The 20,786-nt window shown below is 53.9% G+C and carries 21 protein-coding genes, 1 tRNA gene and 1 pseudogene; 8 read left to right on the forward strand and 15 right to left on the reverse strand.

The genetic code is table 11. The features are described from left to right. Positions 1-4: 4 nt before the first annotated feature. The 5 genes and pseudogenes from FDW92_RS02840 (at position 5) to FDW92_RS02855 (ending at position 4,198) form a co-directional block, all read left to right on the forward strand. Entirely contained in the window at positions 5-1,819 is a 1,815-nt protein-coding gene (locus tag FDW92_RS02840) for a diol dehydratase reactivase subunit alpha (protein WP_042311081.1), read from the forward strand. A 109-nt stretch (positions 1,820-1,928) separates the two neighbouring features. Continuing rightward, entirely contained in the window at positions 1,929-2,252 is a 324-nt protein-coding gene (locus tag FDW92_RS02845) for a DUF1889 family protein (protein ID WP_001573898.1), read from the forward strand. 215 nt (positions 2,253-2,467) lie between these two features. Continuing rightward, positions 2,468-2,616, forward strand: a pseudogene (locus FDW92_RS23325) (cell filamentation protein Fic); the annotation flags it as partial. 311 nt (positions 2,617-2,927) lie between these two features. After that, positions 2,928-3,056, forward strand: a complete 129-nt coding sequence (locus FDW92_RS23295) for a hypothetical protein (RefSeq protein WP_256372417.1) — start codon at positions 2,928-2,930, stop codon at positions 3,054-3,056. Positions 3,057-3,712: 656 nt separating this feature from the next. After that, complete coding sequence (locus tag FDW92_RS02855; RefSeq protein WP_137349730.1) at positions 3,713-4,198, forward strand: hypothetical protein; 486 nt, start codon at positions 3,713-3,715, stop codon at positions 4,196-4,198. 214 nt (positions 4,199-4,412) lie between these two features. Here the strand turns inward: FDW92_RS02855 and FDW92_RS02860 are convergent. Then, positions 4,413-4,488 (reverse strand) — tRNA-Ile (locus tag FDW92_RS02860). A gap of 124 nt (positions 4,489-4,612) precedes the next feature. On the opposite strand from FDW92_RS02860, the gene mug reads away from it, so the two are divergent. Next, positions 4,613-5,119: a G/U mismatch-specific DNA glycosylase gene (mug, locus tag FDW92_RS02865; RefSeq protein ID WP_042311075.1), complete on the forward strand. Its 507-nt coding sequence runs from the start codon at positions 4,613-4,615 to the stop codon at positions 5,117-5,119. A gap of 45 nt (positions 5,120-5,164) precedes the next feature. On the opposite strand, the gene rpoD is transcribed toward mug, so the two are convergent. From rpoD to rpsU, 3 genes are all read right to left on the reverse strand, one after another. Continuing rightward, entirely contained in the window at positions 5,165-7,009 is a 1,845-nt protein-coding gene (rpoD, locus tag FDW92_RS02870) for an RNA polymerase sigma factor RpoD (protein ID WP_038634001.1), read from the reverse strand. Between the two features lie 284 nt (positions 7,010-7,293). Next, positions 7,294-9,039, reverse strand: a complete 1,746-nt coding sequence (dnaG, locus tag FDW92_RS02875; RefSeq protein WP_038633998.1) for a DNA primase — start codon at positions 9,037-9,039, stop codon at positions 7,294-7,296. A gap of 238 nt (positions 9,040-9,277) precedes the next feature. Continuing rightward, positions 9,278-9,493 (reverse strand): 30S ribosomal protein S21, encoded by a 216-nt coding sequence (gene rpsU, locus FDW92_RS02880; RefSeq protein ID WP_001144069.1) that lies wholly within the window; start codon positions 9,491-9,493, stop codon positions 9,278-9,280. A 236-nt stretch (positions 9,494-9,729) separates the two neighbouring features. Here rpsU and tsaD point away from each other — a divergent pair, with 236 nt between their 5' ends. Then, complete coding sequence (gene tsaD / locus FDW92_RS02885; protein ID WP_042311072.1) at positions 9,730-10,743, forward strand: tRNA (adenosine(37)-N6)-threonylcarbamoyltransferase complex transferase subunit TsaD; 1,014 nt, start codon at positions 9,730-9,732, stop codon at positions 10,741-10,743. Positions 10,744-10,830: 87 nt separating this feature from the next. Here tsaD and ureG read toward each other — a convergent pair whose 3' ends face one another. The 10 genes from ureG to ttdA form a co-directional block, all read right to left on the reverse strand. Further along, complete coding sequence (gene ureG, locus FDW92_RS02890; protein ID WP_038633986.1) at positions 10,831-11,448, reverse strand: urease accessory protein UreG; 618 nt, start codon at positions 11,446-11,448, stop codon at positions 10,831-10,833. Between the two features lie 9 nt (positions 11,449-11,457). Next, positions 11,458-12,129, reverse strand: coding sequence for an urease accessory protein UreF (locus FDW92_RS02895; protein ID WP_042311070.1), 672 nt, complete (start codon positions 12,127-12,129; stop codon positions 11,458-11,460). Then, complete coding sequence (gene ureE / locus FDW92_RS02900; RefSeq protein WP_042311069.1) at positions 12,129-12,587, reverse strand: urease accessory protein UreE; 459 nt, start codon at positions 12,585-12,587, stop codon at positions 12,129-12,131. Before ureE ends, FDW92_RS02895 begins: the two co-directional genes overlap by 1 nt. A 9-nt stretch (positions 12,588-12,596) precedes the next feature. Beyond that, complete coding sequence (ureC, locus tag FDW92_RS02905) at positions 12,597-14,300, reverse strand: urease subunit alpha (protein ID WP_042311066.1); 1,704 nt, start codon at positions 14,298-14,300, stop codon at positions 12,597-12,599. Further along, on the reverse strand, positions 14,293-14,613 hold the full coding sequence (locus FDW92_RS02910; RefSeq protein WP_042311064.1) for an urease subunit beta: 321 nt from the start codon (positions 14,611-14,613) through the stop codon (positions 14,293-14,295). The genes ureC and FDW92_RS02910 overlap by 8 nt, the downstream gene beginning before the upstream one ends. 9 nt (positions 14,614-14,622) lie before the next feature. Next, positions 14,623-14,925 carry an urease subunit gamma gene (locus FDW92_RS02915; protein ID WP_042311062.1) on the reverse strand — a complete coding sequence of 101 codons (303 nt, stop codon included), beginning with the start codon at positions 14,923-14,925 and terminating at the stop codon, positions 14,623-14,625. Positions 14,926-14,935: 10 nt separating this feature from the next. Beyond that, a complete protein-coding gene (locus FDW92_RS02920) occupies positions 14,936-15,760 on the reverse strand; it encodes an urease accessory protein UreD (protein WP_212734091.1) in 825 nt (274 codons plus the stop codon). Positions 15,761-15,883: 123 nt separating this feature from the next. Beyond that, positions 15,884-17,347: an anion permease gene (locus FDW92_RS02925; RefSeq protein WP_042311057.1), complete on the reverse strand. Its 1,464-nt coding sequence runs from the start codon at positions 17,345-17,347 to the stop codon at positions 15,884-15,886. Positions 17,348-17,395: 48 nt separating this feature from the next. After that, the gene (gene ttdB / locus FDW92_RS02930; protein WP_042311055.1) at positions 17,396-18,001 is read right to left on the reverse strand and encodes a L(+)-tartrate dehydratase subunit beta; all 606 of its coding nucleotides are present in this window, start codon (positions 17,999-18,001) and stop codon (positions 17,396-17,398) included. Further along, on the reverse strand, positions 17,998-18,906 hold the full coding sequence (gene ttdA / locus FDW92_RS02935) for a L(+)-tartrate dehydratase subunit alpha (protein ID WP_042311054.1): 909 nt from the start codon (positions 18,904-18,906) through the stop codon (positions 17,998-18,000). Before ttdA ends, ttdB begins: the two co-directional genes overlap by 4 nt. A 212-nt stretch (positions 18,907-19,118) precedes the next feature. On the opposite strand from ttdA, the gene FDW92_RS02940 reads away from it, so the two are divergent. Beyond that, the gene (locus tag FDW92_RS02940; protein WP_042311052.1) at positions 19,119-20,060 is read left to right on the forward strand and encodes a LysR family transcriptional regulator; all 942 of its coding nucleotides are present in this window, start codon (positions 19,119-19,121) and stop codon (positions 20,058-20,060) included. Between the two features lie 31 nt (positions 20,061-20,091). Here the strand turns inward: FDW92_RS02940 and plsY are convergent, their stop codons facing one another. Continuing rightward, positions 20,092-20,709, reverse strand: coding sequence for a glycerol-3-phosphate 1-O-acyltransferase PlsY (gene plsY, locus FDW92_RS02945; protein ID WP_003024662.1), 618 nt, complete (start codon positions 20,707-20,709; stop codon positions 20,092-20,094). Positions 20,710-20,786: the final 77 nt, after the last annotated feature.

Below are 20,786 nucleotides of genomic sequence, written 5' to 3' on the forward strand. Positions count from 1 at the left end.
AGGTATGCCGTTAATCGCCGGGATTGATATCGGCAACGCCACCACCGAAGTGGCGTTGGCGCAGCATGGGCAGTTTATCGCCAGCGGGATTGTCGCCACCACGGGCATGAAAGGGACGCGGGACAACATTGCCGGGGTGGTCGCTTCTCTGCAGCAGGCACTGGATAAAACACCGTGGTCGCTTCAGGACGTGGCGAAAATCTGCATCAATGAGGCCGCGCCGGTGATTGGCGATGTGGCGATGGAAACCATCACTGAAACCATCATTACTGAATCGACAATGATTGGCCATAACCCGCAAACGCCGGGTGGCGTCGGCGTGGGGATGGGAACCACCATCAGCGTGGATAAGCTGGCATCACTGAGCGAGGATTGCTTTGCGCAGGGCTGGATCCCGCTGGTGGGCGAAGAGATCGATTTCCTTGAAGCGGTCTGGCTTATCAATGCGGCGTTGGATCGTGGGATCAACGTGGTGGCGGCGATCCTGAAAAAGGATGATGGCGTACTGGTCAACAATCGCCTGCGTCGGGCAATGCCGGTGGTTGATGAAGTCACCTTACTTGAGAAGGTGCCGGAAGGCGTGCTGGCGGCGGTGGAAGTGGCGGCCGCCGGGCAGGTGGTGCGGGTATTGTCGAATCCTTACGGTATCGCAACCTTTTTTGCCCTGACGCCGGAGGAAACGCAAACCATCGTCCCCATCGCCAGAGCGCTGATTGGCAACCGCTCCGCCGTGGTGCTGAAAACGCCGCAGGGGGATGTGCAGTCGCGAACGATCCCGGCGGGTAAGATCTTTATCCGTGGCGAAAAGCGCGGCGGTGAAGCCGACGTAGCGCAGGGCGCGCAGGCCATTATGCAGGCGATGAGCGCCTGTGCGCCCGTGTGCGATATTCGCGGTGAAGCAGGTACGCACGCGGGCGGGATGCTTGAGCGGGTTCGTAAGGTAATGGCCTCGCTGACCGGTCACGACATGAACGCCGTGCATATCCAGGATCTTCTGGCGGTGGATACGTTTATTCCCCGCGCGGTGCAGGGTGGCATTGCCGGGGAATGTTCAATGGAGAACGCCGTTGGCATTGCGGCGATGGTGAAATCCGATCGCTTACAGATGCAGGCTATCGCCAGCGAGCTAAGCGCCCGGTTAAATACCCCAGTTGAAGTCGGTGGTGTGGAAGCCAACATGGCCGTGGCTGGCGCGTTAACGACGCCTGGATGCGCCGCTCCGCTGGCGATCCTCGATTTAGGCGCAGGATCCACCGATGCCGCCATTATTAATAGCGACGGCGTAGTGAAGGCGGTACATCTTGCCGGGGCGGGGAATATGGTCAGCCTGTTGATTCAAACGGAACTGGGCTTAAGCGATCCGTTTTTGGCAGAGGAAATTAAAAAATACCCGCTGGCCAAAGTGGAGAGCCTGTTCAGCATTCGCCACGAGAACGGCGCGGTGGAGTTTTTTCGTGAACCGCTCAGCCCGTCAGTATTTGCCAAAGTGGTGTATCTGAAAGAGGGCGAGCTGATCCCGGTCGATAACCAGACCTCGCTGGAGAAGATTCGTCTGGTGCGCCGTCAGGCCAAAGAGAAAGTCTTTGTGACCAACTGTCTACGCGCGTTACGTCAGGTCTCGCCCGGCGGCTCGATTCGCGATATCACTTTTGTGGTGCTGGTAGGTGGCTCATCGCTGGATTTTGAAATTCCGCAGACGCTCACCGATGCGTTGGCGCAGTACGGCGTTGTCGCTGGGCAGGGTAATATCCGTGGTACTGAAGGCCCGCGCAATGCGGTGGCGACCGGGCTGGTTTTAGCCGGAGAAGCCAAAAAATAGTGCAGAAAACAGCCGCGCAAGCGTTTAGCTGCGGGGTAAGTCAAAGAAAGGCGATGTTCTCTTTGATATCCCGGCGGAGTTGGGTACATAGTATCAAGGTGTCTCTCACGTGGTTAATTTTAAGGATAAGAGCATGCCAACAGCAATTGAAAAAGCCTTGGATTTTATTGGTGGTATGAACACTTCGGCGTCAGTACCCCATTCAATGGATGAAAGCACCGCTAAGGGAATTTTAAAGTATTTGCATGACTTAGGTGTGCCAGCGAGTCCGGAAGTTGTGATGGCACGGGGTGAGCAGGAGGGATGGAATCCTGAGTTCACGAAAAAAGTGGCCGGATGGGCAGAAAAAGTCGCCTCCGGTAACCGCATCCTTATCAAAAACCCAGAGTATTTTTCGACCTATATGCAGGAGCAGCTCAAAGAACTCGTGTGAGCTGACTATTGAATAAAACGCTAACGGACGTTTCCATCTAAGGATGGCGGCGTCCAGAAGGGTTACCTTTCGTATGTAACTGCCTTAATCGGCGTGTCTCGTGATACACCTTCTTTGCTCGCCTACTTGTTTTTCTTGGTACTCATTTCACATTTCGATGCAAACAGGCAGAGCGTTATCAGCCTGGTTCAGTTGATTTAGTTTTAGCGAATAAGCTGGATATTACCGAAACTGCTGAAATGGATGCGTTGGAGTCAGGGCTGTTGCTCATGTTGTATGAGCAGTAATTTATCAGACATCAACTGCCTGCAACCTTGATTTTTGGGCATATTCACGAGTGGCACCGTAATGGTTAGATAATGTCTAAGACTGGGCCGGAAAGTTCTGTAACCAAATAGCAACGCGCGGAATGATAAACGGAGCTTGAGGCATTCCTGCTCTTATTTGTTAACTCCATATCAAGTATTGAAACAATTTTTCAAAGCACGAATAGCTAAAGGAATTTGTTTTCACAGGCTTCCATGCTTTTTTCACAATGGATATCTTTTTTGGGTTGCTGAAAAGAAGAAGCTGCCGTAGATTTTCGCAGTTTGTTGTACAAGACTATTACAACAATCAGATAAATATCATTCCTCGCAGAGCCGGGGAATTCTTCCAAAAATGAGATAGCGAAAAATGAAAAAAATTATCCTTGCTGCCGTTCTGGCTGTCGCAGCATTCACTGGCGTGGCTAAAGCTTGCCCGGCAGGCACTCATCCGCATGGCGGTACTGGTAGCCACCATGCAGGCGGTACCTGCTACTAAAACTAATATACTGATTAATTAGATTGCTAACCCACGTTTTCTCGTGGGTCTTTTAATTGTTAGATCCGCAATAGTCGAGATTAAATATAAATTAATTAAGATTGATATCCTGTTAACCGGGTGTGTGATTGTTGTTTATATTTGTGTGATGAGAAATATTTATGCAGCATAGTTATTGATTGATATTGTGATTTTTATTCTTGTATTGTGTTAGTACCGTTTTAATCGATAGGTAGTTGTTTTTATTTTAAATAAGTCTGGCTGAGATAAGATAAATCATAGAGTTAAAGTTCAAATGAATAAAATACCATTATCTGCAATTATCGTAGAGGTTTCTTATTGTGCCAACACTATGTATGAATCATTGGTATACAACCAGCACCACTGTTGCAACGTTTAGCACCGAGACTGTACGTGTCTACCGCTACGGTAATATCGTGACGTACAGGATGAGTAAGTCCAGGGGGCAACGCGGCCAACTGGCAAACCAGATAACCGGCAGTGGCTACAATGCTGAAGAACCTAATAATAGTGATGGATGCAGCATGAGTACAGTTATCCAGCTTATATCTGGAACATAAACCCCAAAAACAATACCGCAAGCGGCAGGAAGTAAATAACCGCTCTACGGTGTAAAACAGACCAAAAGAAAAGTGATGATGAAAGCAAAAAATATAGCCCTTGCAATAGCAGTTTCCATATCTTTCCTGGCGGGTTGCTCGACGACTCCACTTAAACCAGCTATGCAGATGACTGATGCAGAACTTTGTACCACCTACGGTTATTCAATGGCGGCGGGTGATTCAAATCGTATGCTTGAAGTTGGTAATGAAGCACAGAAACGTATGGATGCGCACGGCGGTGTATTGAGTGTACCAAAAGAAACTTGCCAGGCGCTTTCACAGGCTGGTGTTAACCAGCTTTCTCAGGAACAAGCCGAGACCGCGCGATCACAAGCTGCATGGGCGGCAATCGGGCAAATGGGGCAGCAGATGCAAGCCCAGCAAGCGCAACAAGACGCGTATAACAATCAGCAGATGCAGCAGGCAAACCAGCAGATACAGCAGCAACAGCAAATGATGCTGATGCAGCAGCAGACACAAGCTCTTCAGGGCATCAACCGTTCTCTGGGCGGCTGGTAATAATGAACACGTCCACTAAAAAGGTGTTAATCCAGACTTAGTGTAATTTATCAGAGCTAAAGGCTTTCTGATTTAGTCAAGCATTACTCTGATAGTCGTGGCTGGATGACATTTCTGATATCTAAGGTAGAAAGGAATCAAAACCTTACCTGACCCAAATTTGACGCAAAGAAAAAGGGCTTAGATAATTTCTTATCTAAGCCCTTGTTTTATTTGGTGGCCCCTGCTGGACTTGAACCAGCGACCAAGCGATTATGAGTCGCCTGCTCTAACCACTGAGCTAAGGGGCCGTGGCGGTGGATTATAAAGTAACTCCGCGTCGCAATCCAGCCATAAGCGTACGGATGCTGATTTTATAAACAATGTATTTTCAGTCCGTTATACTGTTACTCTGATGTATTGTTCGGAGTAATTATGGTTAAGGACATACTGGCACCAGGGCTGCGGGTGGTGTTTTGCGGCATCAATCCGGGGCTATCTTCCGCAGGTACGGGGTTCCCCTTTGCGCATCCCGCCAATCGCTTCTGGAAGGTCATCCATCAGGCGGGATTTACCGATCGCCAGCTCAAACCTGAAGAGGCGCAACACCTGCTGGACTTCCGCTGTGGCGTGACCAAGTTTGTCGACAGACCGACGGTGCAGGCTAATGAAGTGAAGCTACAGGAGATGCGTAGCGGTGGGCGTAAGCTTATTGAAAAGATTGATGACTATCAGCCCGCTGCGCTGGCGATCCTTGGCAAGCAGGCGTTCGAGCAAGGCTTCAGTCAGCGCGGAGCGCAGTGGGGAAAGCAGACGCTGACCATTGGCGCGACGCAGATTTGGGTATTGCCAAATCCCAGCGGATTGAGCCGGATTACACTGGATAAGCTGGTGGAGGCGTATCGCGAGTTGGATGACGCGCTGATCATGCGCGGGATGTAAATAAAAACGCCACCTTGCGGTGGCGTTTGAACTTATACGGCGAGATTAATCGTCGAGGAAGCTACGCAGCACTTCAGAACGGCTCGGGTGGCGCAGTTTACGCAGCGCCTTCGCTTCGATCTGACGGATACGTTCGCGGGTAACGTCGAACTGTTTACCCACTTCTTCCAGCGTGTGGTCGGTGTTCATATCGATACCGAAACGCATACGCAGCACTTTCGCTTCACGGGCGGTCAGGCCAGCCAGCACGTCGTGCGTTGCGGCACGCAGGCTCTCGGTGGTCGCAGAGTCCAGCGGCAGCTCGAGGGTGGTATCCTCGATGAAATCACCCAGATGCGAATCTTCATCGTCGCCGATCGGCGTTTCCATGGAGATAGGCTCTTTGGCGATCTTCAGCACTTTACGGATCTTGTCTTCCGGCATCAGCATGCGTTCAGCCAGCTCTTCCGGCGTCGGCTCACGGCCCATCTCTTGCAGCATCTGACGGGAGATACGGTTGAGCTTGTTGATGGTCTCAATCATATGCACCGGGATACGGATGGTGCGCGCCTGATCCGCGATAGAGCGGGTAATTGCCTGACGGATCCACCAGGTTGCGTAGGTGGAGAACTTGTAACCACGACGGTATTCAAACTTATCAACCGCTTTCATCAGACCGATGTTGCCTTCCTGAATCAGATCCAGGAACTGCAGACCACGGTTGGTGTATTTCTTGGCGATAGAGATAACCAGACGTAAGTTCGCTTCAACCATCTCTTTTTTCGCACGACGGGCTTTCGCTTCACCGATGGACATACGACGGTTGATGTCTTTAACCTGCTCAATGGTCAGGCCGGTTTCTTCTTCAATCTGCTGCAGTTTCTGCAGACCGCGGTGAACGTCATCTGCCACGTCGTGCAGTTTTTCAGACCACGGTTTGTTCATCGCGATGGCCGCGTTGAACCACGTTTCGCTGGTTTCATTGCCAGTGAACAGGGTGATGAAGTTTTTCTTCGGCATTTTGCACTGCTCAACGCAGAGCTTCATGATCAGACGTTCCTGAGTACGCACGCGGTCCATCATGACGCGCATGCTGTTTACCAGGTAGTCGAACTGTTTCGGCACCAGGCGGAACTGTTTGAACACTTCAGACAGCTTCTGAATTTCTTCCTGCGCGGCAGCATGGCTGCGGCCTTTGGCCTTGATCGTGTCGCGGGTGATTTCGTACTGGGTACGAAGTTCAGCGAATTTTTCACGCGCTAATTCAGGGTCGATGCTGTTGTCGTCATCGCTGCTGTCGTCGTCATCTTCTTCATCTTCGTCTTCATCTTCATCCATCTCTTCTTGAGAGAGTTCAGAACCGACGTGGGTCGCCGTTGGCGCCATGTCTTCTTCCGCGTTCGGATCGACAAAGCCGGTGATGAGATCGGACAGACGCGCTTCTTCAGCTTCTACGCGATCGTATTGCTCAAGCAGGTAGGTGATGGCTTCCGGGTATTCGGCTACGGAGCATTGAACCTGGTTAATCCCGTCTTCTATGCGCTTAGCGATGTCGATTTCGCCTTCACGGGTTAACAGTTCAACGGTACCCATTTCACGCATGTACATGCGGACCGGGTCAGTTGTACGGCCGATTTCGGACTCAACGCTGGACAGAACCTGGGCAGCCGCTTCTTCCGCGTCTTCATCGGTGCTGTTGGAGGTTTCAGCAAGCAGCAGATCATCGGCATCAGGTGCTTCTTCCATCACCTGAATACCCATGTCATTGATCATTTGGATGATGTCTTCGATTTGATCTGAATCGACGATATCTTCCGGCAGATGGTCATTGACCTCGGCATAGGTCAGATAGCCTTGCTCCTTACCACGTTGGACAAGAAGCTTCAGCTGTGACTGCGGGTTTTGCTCCATAAGACGGTATCCACACTTAATTCGTTTGATTGGTGTTGGGCGGTAAAACCGCCAACGGCAAAACGAGGGCATACTTATATTTTGCCGCTGCCTCTCCGTGCGGCTGTCGGGGGCTTCCCGATCGATATTCGGCAGTTAAGCCGTTAAATACTTCATCTTTCACGTTGTCTCTGCGTTAGCTGCGTTCTCTCTTCCTGGTCATGTACTTATGTACACTCCCAGGCGTTCGTTCACTTGCTGCCTTGATACAACGCGAATGATTTTGTCTTTGTTTTGTCTTTCTCTTATTTCTTGGCCAGTTCCTGGTTCAGCGTCCAGAGTTCCCGGCGTTCTTCGCTGCTTAAACCGTGTGTGCGCTCACGAGCTATCAACTCTTCCTGGCGCAGTTCAAGCATCGAATCAAACATATGGTTGAGTGAGTCGGTGAAGGTTTTTTCTGCGATATCTTTATCTGCTATATCGTCCCACATCGACAGTTTTTCAAGGGTTGCAGCATCATTTGTGCCACGATAGTGCTCTAAAAGTTGGCCGGTGGTCAGGCCTGGCTGAGCCAGACAAGTGTTGACCAGTTCTCTGAATAAGCCAAGTCCAGGCAGCTTATTGCTGTCCAGTGCACCTAACGGCGGAACCAGCGGAGCAAGGTCCGGGTTTTGCACCAGCAACCCTATAAGTATACGCATGGTCGTACGTTTTAGCTGTGGAACAGGGCGGGAAGCGCCATTTTCTGCCAGTTTTGGCATTAAACGTTCAAGCTGACTGTCATCCAGAATGCCGAGCTTGTTTCCCAACTCCTGTCGCAGGTAAATGCGCAACGTTTCGCCCGGCACCTGAGTGATCAGCGGCAGCGCCAGCGTGCTGAGCTGTGCGCGTCCGTCCGGGGTACTCAAATCCACCTGTGGCAACAGGCTATTAAATAAAAACGCGGAGAGCGGCAACGCCTGCTCCATCCGGGCTTCGAAGGCCTCTTTCCCTTCTTTACGCACTAACGTATCGGGGTCTTCGCCATCAGGTAAAAACATAAAGCGTAGCTGGCGGCCGTCTGTCATATAGGGCAGTGCGGTTTCCAGCGCGCGCCATGCTGCATCGCGTCCGGCGCGGTCGCCGTCGTAGCAGCAAATCACGTTGTTCGTCGCGCGAAACAACAGCTGGATGTGATCGGCGGTGGTTGACGTCCCAAGAGATGCCACGGCGTAGTTAATGCCGTATTGCGCCAGCGCTACCACATCCATATAGCCTTCCACCACTAACAGGCGCTGCGGATCGGCGTTATCCTGCTGGGCTTCATAAAGGCCATACAGCTGGCGACCTTTATGGAAAATATCGGTTTCCGGGGAGTTCAGATACTTCGGCAGGGCATCGCCCAGCACGCGTCCACCAAAACCAATGACCCGACCACGTTTGTCGCGGATGGGGAACATCACCCGTTCGCGAAAGCGATCGTAACTGCGTCCCTGATCGTTGGTGACCAACATCCCCGCATCGACCAGCGATTTGCGATTCTCAGCATTGCCGCCAAACCGTTTCAGGACGTTGTCCCAGCCGGGGGGCGCAAAACCAATAGCAAAACGGGTGATAACGTCGCTACTTAATCCTCGCTTTTCCAGGTACTGGCGCGCAGGGGTAGCGGCGGGCTGCATCAAAGACTGTTGATAAAAAGTGTTCAGGCCGTCCATCAATTGATAAAGGCTTTGCCGTTGATGGCGCTCTATCTGACTGGGGCCACTGCCTGCTTCATAGGGCACTTCAAGGTTGTGCATTGCGGCTAGTTCTTCGACGGTTTCCACAAACTCGAGCTTGTCGTAGTTCATGAGAAAGTCGACGGCGTTGCCATGCGCGCCACACCCAAAGCAGTGATAAAACTGTTTTTCACCGTTTACGGTGAAAGAGGGGGTTTTTTCGTTATGGAACGGACAGCACGCGTGATAATTTTTGCCCTGCTTTTTCAGCTTTACCCGCGCGTCGATGAGATCGACGATGTCGGTTCTTGCCAGCAGGTCATTAATAAAAACGCGAGGAATTCGTCCAGCCATAAGCCCCTGTTTTTTGATGACTCATATACACAAAATCATTCAGGATGCATCAAGGCGGCAAGGAAGCGAATCCTCAGGAGCGTACAGCAAGTACGTGACTGGGGTGAGCGACTGCAGCCAACTCTGAGGCAGCTTGAATGATGACGTGTATAAACGAAAATAAGCCGCGCATTCCTTCCGGAAGCACGGCCTTACAACTACAACTCAGTCTGAATTGAGAGCCTTAGCTCTCAATGGATTAGTACAGACGAGTACGGCGTGCGTTTTCGCGAGCCAGTTTCTTCGCGTGACGTTTCACAGCAGAAGCTTTAGCGCGCTTACGTTCGGTAGTCGGTTTTTCATAGAACTCACGACGACGAACTTCCGCCAGAACACCTGCTTTTTCGCATGAACGCTTGAAGCGACGCAGTGCTACGTCGAACGGCTCGTTTTCACGTACTTTAATTACCGGCATGTAACTCTCACCTTTAATAAATTCGGTTTGCCGCTGGCATCAACGCCAGCTTATTTCAAAATGGTGCGGAATTTTACTGCAATTGCTGCTGCTTTGTAAAGCACCCACGCGATTTTGAAAGGGACTTTTATAAGGACAAGGAGTATACACGAGGCATGCGCCTGGGGCGAACAAAGTTTTACATCAACCCGCATTGGTCCTACACTGCGCGGTAATAGAGCGAGGTAAAACAAGTCATGCGTGTACTGGGTATTGAAACATCCTGCGATGAAACCGGCATCGCCATTTACGACGATGAAAAAGGTCTTTTAGCCAACCAATTGTATAGTCAGGTGAAATTACACGCTGACTACGGCGGCGTAGTGCCAGAACTGGCCTCGCGCGATCACGTACGTAAAACCGTACCGTTGATTCAGGCCGCGCTGAAAGAAGCGGGACTCACGGCGAAAGAGATCGATGCGGTGGCGTACACCGCAGGTCCGGGTCTGGTTGGCGCGCTGCTGGTCGGTGCAACCGTAGGACGTTCACTGGCGTTCGCCTGGGACGTGCCGGCAATTCCTGTGCACCATATGGAAGGGCATCTGCTGGCGCCGATGCTGGAAGAGAATCCTCCTGCTTTTCCGTTCGTCGCGCTGCTGGTTTCCGGCGGGCACACGCAATTGATCAGCGTCACCGGTATCGGTCAGTATGAATTACTGGGCGAATCGATTGATGATGCGGCAGGTGAAGCGTTCGACAAAACCGCCAAGCTGCTGGGGCTGGATTATCCTGGCGGCCCAATGCTGTCTAAGCTGGCGTCACAGGGTGTGGAAAAACGCTTTGTCTTCCCGCGTCCGATGACCGACCGTCCGGGACTGGATTTCAGCTTCTCCGGCCTGAAAACCTTCGCCGCGAATACGATTCGTAATAACGAAAATGACGATCAAACGCGTGCAGATATTGCCCGAGCGTTTGAAGATGCGGTGGTTGATACGCTGATGATCAAGTGCAAACGCGCGCTGGATCACACCGGTTTTAAACGTCTGGTGATGGCGGGGGGCGTGAGCGCTAACCGCACGCTGCGCGCGAAGCTTGCCGAAATGATGCAAAAACGCCGCGGCGAAGTGTTCTATGCACGCCCGGAATTTTGTACCGACAACGGGGCGATGATCGCCTATGCGGGTATGGTGCGTTTTAAAGCGGGCGCAACGGCGGATCTTGGCGTGACCGTACGTCCACGCTGGCCGCTGGCGGAATTACCGGCGGCGTGAGTTTTTTGCCCGGTGGTGGCTTTACTTACCGGGCCAACAAAACCGTAGGCCGGGTCAGGCGAAGCCGCCTCCCGGCGATAAACCACGCTACACCCGCAACATTCCTTTCTCTTCCAGAAACGCAATAATCGTCGCCAGACCGTCGCCCGCTTTCAGGTTAGTAAACGTCCACGGACGCTCGCCGCGCATGCGCAGGGTATCGCGTTCCATCACCTCCAGCGAAGCGCCCACGTAAGGGGCCAGATCGGTTTTGTTGATCACCAGAAAATCGGATTTGGTGATCCCTGGCCCGCCTTTACGCGGGATCTTCTCGCCTTCGGCAACGTCGATCACATAGATCGTCAGATCCGCTAATTCAGGGCTAAAGGTGGCGCTCAGGTTATCGCCGCCGCTTTCCACAAAAATCAGATCCAGGTTGCCGAATTTCTCGCTCAGCGCTTCTACAGCGGCCAGATTCATCGACGCATCTTCGCGGATGGCGGTATGCGGACAACCGCCAGTTTCCACACCAACGATTCTGTCCGGTTCCAGTGCGCCAGCCTCGGTGAGAATGCGCTGATCTTCTTTGGTGTAGATATCGTTAGTCACGACCGCCAGTTGATAGCTGCTGCGCATGGCTTTGCATAACGCTTCCAGCAGCGCCGTTTTGCCGGAGCCAACCGGGCCGCCAACGCCCACGCGCAGGGGATGCTTGTAATCACTCATTTTTTCTCCTCAGGAACGGAATAAGCGGGAATATTGGGTTTCATGCCGGGCAGACGCGATGGCGGCTAACGGCGTTGCGGATCCGAGGCTGGCGTCAGGACACGCCAGCGCTTGTGCCAGACCTTGCGCATAACGATCGCCAAGCGAAATAATCAATCGCTGAGCCGCCTGCTGGCCAAAGGGAACCAGTTTGACGCCTGCCATCACGGCGCTCTCAATCCAGCTGTAGCCGAGGCTTAACGCCAGATTCGTCAGGGGGATTTTCCAGCGTACGCCCAGCCAGGCCATACCGCACAGCTGGCTATCGGCAAAGAGCGTGCGCCAATCCTGGGAACAGTCTGGTTCCCAGTCGGTGACCAGCCGCGTAAAGGCGAGGCCCCGGCTGCGTTCTTCATCCCGCAGTTCGCGGGTTTCCCGGCAGGCCAGCAGGTAAGCGGTCCAGCGGCGCGCGGCGGCGAGATCGTCCTGCTCACAGGCGCGATACAATCTCGCCAGCAACGGTAGGTCAACGGTAAAAAAGTTGTGCTCCATCTGCTGGATTTGCCAGCCAGAGAAGTCATCGACGCTTTTCACCCAGCCGATTTCTACCGCCCACTCCAGCCCCTGAGACCAGGTAAACGATCCTACCGGGAGACTGCTGCTGGCGAGCTGCATCAGGCGCAGCTGTTGGGTGCTATGCATCAGTGTGCATGGCCGTGATGATGCCCGTGTGACTCGCTCGCATAGGCACCCGCTTCCGGCTCAAACGGCAACTGGGCAAACGCCACCTCGAGGTTGAACTGGCGCAGCATATCGTCCAGCACATGATCGTGGTGGTAGCGCAGCTCATCGGGCAGGATCTGCAACGGTACGTGGCGATTACCAAGGTGGTAACAGGCTTTGGCGAGCAGGAAAGGGTCGGCGCAGCGCACGACGGAAACCGACTCCGGCGCGGCGATCACTTCGATCACCTCGCGGCCATCGTCGGTAGTCAGCAGATCGCCGCCGCGTAACAGTAAACCGCGCGGTAGCATTAAGCCGGCTTCGCGGCCATCGCTCAGCGCCACTCTGGCGCGGCTTTTTACTCGAACATCAATGGGTAGCGTGACGCTTGCGGTGACGCGGTGGGCGTGGTCAAGGCGTTGGGTCAGGTAGATCATCCTCACTCCTTAAAACAGGAAATAGCGTTGCGCCATCGGCAAAACATCTGCCGGGTCGCTGGTAATCAGTTCACCATCAATGCGTACCTCGTAGGTCTGAGCATCGACGGTGATATTGGGCTGTAGACCGTTGTGGATCATGTCAGCCTTTTTTACCGTCCGGCAGCCTTTGACGACGGCGATAGCGCTTTGCAAATTAAGTTGCTGCGGGACGTTTTGCGCGTCGGCAGCCTGTGAAATAAAGGTCAGACGGGTGTGATGCCGCGCTGCGCCAAGCGCGCCGAACATCATGCGGTAATGCACCGGTTGCGGGGTGGGGATTGAGGCGTTGATGTCGCCCATCGGCGCGCAGGCGATCATCCCGCCCTTCACGATGGTCGCCGGTTTTACGCCAAAAAAGGCCGGCGACCACAGCACTAGATCGGCCAGTTTGCCTGGCTCAACGGAGCCGACTTCGTGGGCGATACCGTGGGTCAATGCCGGATTGATGGTGTACTTGGCGATGTAGCGTTTAACGCGCAGGTTGTCGTTGTCGCCCGTTTCTTCCGCCAGCGAGCCACGCTGAACCTTCATGCGGTGCGCCACCTGCCAGGTGCGCAGGATCACTTCGCCCACGCGCCCCATTGCCTGTGAATCGGACGAGGTCAGGGAAAACGCGCCAATGTCATGCAGCACATCCTCGGCAGCGATCGTTTCCCGGCGAATGCGCGATTCGGCGAAGGCCACGTCTTCAGCGATATCCGGATCGAGATGGTGGCAGACCATCAGCATGTCGAGATGTTCATCGATGGTGTTGACGGTATAAGGCAGCGTCGGGTTGGTGGAGGAGGGCAAAATATTCGGATGTGCGCAGGCGGTGATGATATCCGGCGCATGGCCGCCGCCTGCGCCTTCGGTATGGAAGGTATGAATGGTGCGATCGCCGATCGCCGCCAGCGTATCCTCAACAAAACCGGACTCATTGAGCGTGTCGCTGTGCAGCGCCACCTGGATGTCCATCTCGTCGGCCACGGTCAGCGCACAGTCGATTGCGGCAGGCGTGGCGCCCCAGTCTTCGTGGATCTTCAGGCCAATGGCGCCAGCTGTGATTTGCTCGCGCAGGGCGTCAGGGTTTGAGCCATTGCCTTTGCCCAGCAAACCGATGTTAACCGGCAATGTGTCTGCCGCCTGCAGCATGCGCGCGATGTACCACGGGCCTGGCGTGCAGGTGGTGGCGTTAGTGCCTGCGGCCGGACCCGTACCACCGCCGATCATCGTCGTCACGCCGGAAACCAGCGCCTCCTGCGCCTGCTGTGGGCAGATCCAGTGAATATGTGTATCCACGCCGCCTGCGGTGACGATCTTGCCTTCTCCGGCGATGACTTCTGTTCCTACGCCTATCGGGATCGTGACATTGGGCTGAATATCGGGATTACCCGCTTTGCCGATGGCGAAGAGCCTGCCGTCTTTGATGCCGATATCCGCTTTGACGATCCCCCAGTGATCAACGATCAGCGCGTTGGTTATCACCAGATCCACACACGCCTGGGCGCGCATTTGTCCCTGGCCCATACCGTCGCGGATCACTTTTCCGCCGCCGAATTTGACCTCTTCGCCGTAGGTGGTGAAGTCTTTTTCCACCTCGATCCACAGATCAGTATCCGCCAGACGCACTTTATCGCCGGTGGTTGGGCCAAACATGTCGGCGTACGCCTGGCGGGAAATGTTACTCATTATCTGTCTCCAGCGCGCCCATCACTTCACTGCGAAAACCCACCATCCTTTGTGCGCCAGCGACACGCACCAGTTCGACTTCGCGCTTTTGCCCCGGTTCAAAACGTACCGCTGTACCTGCGGCAATGTTCAGACGGAAGCCCCGCGTGGCCGCCCTGTCAAAGCGCAGCGCCGGGTTCACCTCGTAAAAGTGATAGTGCGATCCCACCTGGATGGGTCTGTCACCGTGATTTTCCACCACGATCGTGCAGGTTTCGCGCCCCTGATTGATCGCAATGTTGCCTGCTGAGATCTGATACTCACCTGGGATCATTGCCGCTCCTTAGACGATCGGGTTGTGGACGGTGACCAGCTTTGAACCGTCCGGGAATGTGGCTTCAACCTGAATATCCGGGATCATCTCTGGTACGCCTTCCATCACCTGATCGCGGCGCAGCACGTGACGCCCGTTTTCCATCAGCGCGGCCACGGTTTGCCCGTCGCGCGCCCCTTCTATAATGAAAGCGCTAATCAGCGCCACTGATTCCGGGTAATTCAGCTTCAGCCCGCGGGCCAGGCGACGTTCTGCCACCAGCGCGGCGGTAAACAGCAACAGCTTGTCTTTTTCTCTGGGGGTCAGTTCCATAATGGGCCTCTTAGGTTTGCCAGATTCGCGGTAGCATGGGCGCTTTGTGTGTCAGCAGCGGGCGCAGAAATTGCCAGATATTGCGCATAACGCGCTGAACAATTAGGTTGTCGTTCGCCAGAAATCGAATTGTCAGCAGCGAGTCGTTAAGCGTTGCCCCGGCATAATCCCCCAGTGGCGTAAGCCGCTCGCGCGTCCCCTCCAGCATGTGTTCGCTGGCCGGGTAACACAGCAACGTACCGACCCAGGGATGATGTGCGATCCCATGCAGATCCCCTGCCTGCACCTGCAAACGCTCTATCAGCAGCGGTTGCCCATCCCGCCACACTTCCAGACGGTTTTGTAGCGTGCCGTGGCTGAACGTTTCCTGCATGACAGGGCGTCCGAGACACAGCAGATCCCAGGCCAGCAAATGGCTTGCGGACGTCAGATGAAATACGGATTGGACGGTGGCATTAGCGCCGGGAAAGAAGATCGTATCCTGCGGCAGCCACTCCAGTGTGGCGTGTGGGGCGAGCGTGAAATGCTGGCGTAGCAACGCCTGCGGCCCACGGCTGCGATAAAATTTTCCCGCGCCGGGCTGAGTGATTAACGCATGGCTGTTTTCATCAAGTGATACGGAAATATGTAGCTCATCCCCGCCGACGATCCCGCCAGGTGGATGAAGCAAATAGAGGTGACATACCTCTTCTTCGGGATAAAACGGACGTTGAACCGTCAAAGGTCCATAGTGACGCGCCGAGGCGAGCACCGTTTTGTGTCCGGTGCGGGTAAAGTGCAGATCCAGTTCGGCCTGCCAGCCTCGTGTGAGTGTCTCGTGCGCCAGCGTGTCCAGAGCGTTTCCCTTATCAGCATGAGGGTGTTTGCGTACAAAAAAGTATGCCTCAGCGCATCGGGAAATCGATCATATGAGAAGCTTATGGATAAAGGGGCGACAAGAGGTCGCCCCAATGGGGTTTTACAGTAAAACGAGGGGCATCCAGACCAGACCGGTGATCACCAGCAGCACGAGGAAAATCAGGCCAAAAATAGCGCCCAGCCGCCAGTAATCGACCGTTGGCAAATAGCCGCTGCCGTAGTAGATAGGGCTTGGGCCGGTGGCGTAGGGAGTCAGAATACTGCCCAGGCCAATAGCGGCGCCGACCATCAGGCAGAAGACCGGCAACGGGATTTCCGGCATCGCCAGCGCGGCGGCGATCATCATCGGTGCGAGGGCGGAGGTATACGCTGTGGCGCTGGCAAAGAAGTAGCGCAGCAGATAGAAGACCACGATGAGCGCCACCATCACCATGATCGGTGAATAGCCGCTCAGCCCGTTTGCCAGCAGCTTGCCGAACCAGGTAATAAAACCGGTGTTATTCAGCCCGGTCGCCAGGGTTATTAACGAGGCCAGCCAGAAAAAGACGTTCCATGCGGCTTTATTACTGACGATGTCATCCCAACTAATGATGCGCAGCACCAACATCAATGCCACCACGCTGTAACCGACCATCGCGGCGTCAATATAATCGCCACCGAAGATCCACAACACCAGCGCGCCGACCATCAGCCCCAGCATCTTTTTCTCACGTGCGCAGAGCGGTCCCATCGCTTTTAACTCTGTATCCGCCCAGCGAGGCACCTGATCGCCGGATTTCAGCACTGGCGGGTACAACACATACGCCAGCCAGGGCACGATCAGCACCAGTAAAATGCTCAGCGGCAGCATACCCAAGAACCAGTCGCCCCAACTGAGCGCCGTATGAGATGCGCCTTTCATCAGGCCGATCAGCAGCAGGTTCGGCGCCATCGCCGTTAAGAAAATCGCGCTGGTGACGCAGTCGGCGACAATGCCCATCCACATGATGTAGGAGCCAATAGAACGTGAACTGGCGTCATTGGGCTGGGAGTTATACAGCGGCGGCAGGTTGCGGATAATCGGGTAGATTATTCCGGCCCCGCGCGCGGAGTTGGAAGGCGTAACGGGGGCGAGGATCAGCTCGGAGAACATCACCGCGTAGCCGAGGAATAACGTCCGGTGCCCCATCTTTTTTACTAACATTAGCGCGATACGCCGACCGAGGCCGGTTTTCTCATAGCCGGTACCAAACATAAAGGCCGCGAAAATCAGCCAGATAACCGAGTTAGAAAAGCCAGACACGGCCCACGACAGCGATTTGGCGGTAAATTTAAAACCGTCCTGCGCGAGTTGTTCCGGGCTGAACAGGATCCACGGTGAAAGTACGGCGATGATCGAAATACCAATCATCGCCACTACCGCGCCGGGTACAGGTTCCAGAATGAGCCCCACAATCACACCGGTAAAGACGGCAAAATAGAGCCAGGTGTGGCTCTCAAGACCGGTGGGAACGGGTAAAACAGCAATAATGGCGATGACCACCAGCGGAGCCAGGTATCGCCACCAACCAGCTAAAGGTGCCATTGTGATATCCCTGCGAATGGGGAGAGGCTCTGCGCCTCTCCGGAAGGATTATTTGATGTAATGCACGTGCTCGCAGATCTCTTCCACGATGGGATCGCGGCGTTCAGCGAACAGCTTTTTGTTTTCGGCGATCAGGTTGTTGCCGTGGGTGTCGATGGACACAATCAACGGGCCGAACTCTTTGACCCGACACACCCACAGGGATTCCGGCATGCCCAGCTCCGTCCAGTGCACTTCTTCAATCTCTTCAACCTGAGTAGCCGCCAGTACGGCGCAACCTGCCGGGAAGATTACGTGCAGCGCTTTGAACTGCTTGCAGCCTTCTTCTGTCAACGGTCCCATACCACCTTTACCGACCACCAGTTTGACGCCGGTCTGCTCGATGAACTCTTTCTCAAAGGCTTCCATACGCATACTGGTGGTTGGGCCGACGGAGACCATTTCCCATTTATCACCGTGCTTACGCACGATTGGGCCTGCGTGGAAAATAGCCTTGCCATTCAGGTCATAAGGAATTGGGCGCTTCAGTTCGATCAGGCGACGGTGGCACACGTCGCGGCAGGTCACCAGCGTACCGCTCAGGTAAATGACATCGCCAACACGAATATCTTCCAGATCTTCGGCTTTAATCGGGGTTGTGAGGATCTTTTTCATAACGCGCTCCGGGTGTGAGACAGATTTTCGAAGGAGAGATCAGCATGAACCAACAGCGTGCCGCGACGGTGCGCCCAGCAGCCGGTGGAAACAGCAACGCCGATAGTCGACGGGTGGCGCGCGGCGGATTCGATATGCACGCCCATCACGGAGCTATTGCCGGTCAACCCTTGCGGACCAATACCGAGGCGGTTAAGTCCTTCTTCAAGACGCAGTTCCAGTTCGGCCGCTTTGGGGTTGGGATGACGTGAGCCGATAGGACGCAGCACCGCTTTACGGGAGAGTACTGCGGCAGTTTCTACTGAGGTAGCAATGCCTACGCCCACCAGCACCGGCGGGCAGGCGTTAACGGCCAATGTGGAGATATTTTCGAAGACAAATTTCACTACGCCTTCGTAACCTTCTGAAGGCATTAACACTTTCGAGCGTCCAGGCAGGGTACAGCCGCCGCCAGCCATGTAGACTTCGATTTCCGCGTCATCATTATCAGGAATGATGTCCCAGGTGACCCACGGCACACCGGTGCCGGTATTTTTGCCGGTATTCACTTCGTCAAAAATTTCTACCGCGTTATGGCGCAGTGGCGCTTTGACCGTGGCGTCTTCAACGGCCTGTTTCAGGATGCTTTGCAGTTCACCCAACAGCGGAAAACGGGAACCGACCTTTACAAAGAACATAATCTCACCGGTGTCCTGACAGGCCGGACGGTTCAGTTCGATCGCCTTCTGCATGTTGTCAAACATGGTGTGGTAGATGATTTTACCCATCGGCGAGTCTTCGCCTTCACGCAGCTGTTTTAACTTATCCACTACGTCGTCGGGCATACGGGTAGAAATCATGGCGGTAAAATTCGCGACAATGTTTGTCAGCGTATTTATCGCATTTTGGTTATTTTGATTGCTCATCTTGTAAACTCCAGTTCTTTTATTTTCTGGAAATAAATTCTCCGCCACAAACTACCACTAAAAATAGGGATTTATATTATTTGCCACTGTGAATATCCAATTAACAGTTCGTGAATGATGTCCAAATAAGGCAATAAAAATTGCGCAAAGGCAGGGTTTAATACGCGTGAGAGAATTACACTGCGGTTAACAACATTACGGATATACCGACCATGCTGAACACGTATCCCCTGGCGAAAGACCTGCAGGTGCTGGTTGAAATTGTTCATAGCGGCAGCTTTAGCGCCGCTGCCGCCACGCTGGGACAGACGCCAGCGTTTGTGACAAAACGTATTCAAATCCTCGAATCCACGCTGGGGACGACGTTGCTTAACCGCTCTGCGCGCGGTGTGGCGTTAACTGAGAGTGGTCAACGTTGCTATGAACATGCACAGGCGATCCTCGCGGGCTACCAGCATCTGGTTGATGACGTCACGCAAATCAAAACGCGCCCGGCGGGGATGATTCGTATCGGCTGTAGCTTTGGTTTTGGGCGCAGCTATATTGCGCCGGCCATTACCGAACTGATGCATAGCTACCCTGAATTACAGGTGCATTTTGAGCTTTATGATCGGCAAATTGATTTGGCGCAGGATAATATCGATTTGGATATTCGTATTAATGATGAAATTCCTGATTATTATATTGCGCATTTGTTAACGAAAAACAAAAGAATATTGTGTGCGGCCCCGACCTATTTACAAAAATATGGCGAGCCGATGACGCTACAGGAATTAAGTCGGCATGATTGCCTGGTCACCAAAGAACGCGATATGACCCACGGAGTGTGGGAGCTGGATAACGGCCAGGAGAAAAAATCGGTGAAGGTCGCCGGGCACCTTTCATCGAACAGCGGTGAGATTGTGTTGCAGTGGGCGCTGCAGGGAAAAGGGATCATGTTGCGTTCCGAATGGGACGTACAACCGTTTTTGGCAAGCGGTGAACTGGTGCGTGTACTTCCGGACTATGCACAAAGCGCCAATATCTGGGCGGTTTATCAGGAGCCGCTGTATCGCAGCGTGAAGCTTCGCGTCTGTGTGGAGTTTCTGGCGACGTGGTGTCAGCACCGATTGGGTAAGCCAATTGAAGGGTATCACGTCCCTCAGGCCGGATAAGACGCTTTAGCGCCGCCATCCGGTAGTATCGTCACTCAGGATCTTTTTCGCGTTTTTTCTTCAGTTTGGTCCAGATTTTCGGCTCCTGACGGCGCCACAGACGCTGAATGTTGTCATGGTGACGTAGCAGAATTAAGCACGACAACATGGAAACCGGGAAGGTGAACTGGGGATTGAACCACCAGACATAAAAGGGAGCAATCAGCGCGCTGACGATAGCGCCCAATGACGAATAGCCGCTGAGTAAGACAGTCAGCAGCCAGGTTCCCGCCATTACGCCCGTTAAGTCCCAACCAATTGGCGCAATTGCGCCAAAGGCGGTGGCAACGCCTTTCCCACCTTTAAAGCCGAAGAATACCGGCCAGATGTGTCCCAGACAGGCGGCGATCGCTATCAATCCCAGCCAGAAGGGGCTGACGCCTAGCGCATAGGCACCCCAGACGGGCAACATGCCTTTCAGTACGTCGAAAATCAGTACGGCGACGGCGGCTCCCTTGCCACCTATGCGTAGCACGTTTGTCGCGCCCGGATTCCCAGAGCCGCTGTCACGCGGGTCCGGCAATCCAGCGAGGCGGCATACCAGAATGGCACTGGAAATAGAGCCGCAGAGGTACGCGAAGATAATCATTCCAGGCGCGATTGCACTCATAAGCTGTTCCGTTTTGAAAATGTCGTGTAAAACGCTACTTCTGTGGATAATACGCATATTTCGCCGGAAGTGGTATC

The organism is Citrobacter sp. wls706, assembly GCF_005281305.1.
Taxonomy (GTDB): Bacteria; Pseudomonadota; Gammaproteobacteria; order Enterobacterales; family Enterobacteriaceae; genus Citrobacter; species Citrobacter werkmanii.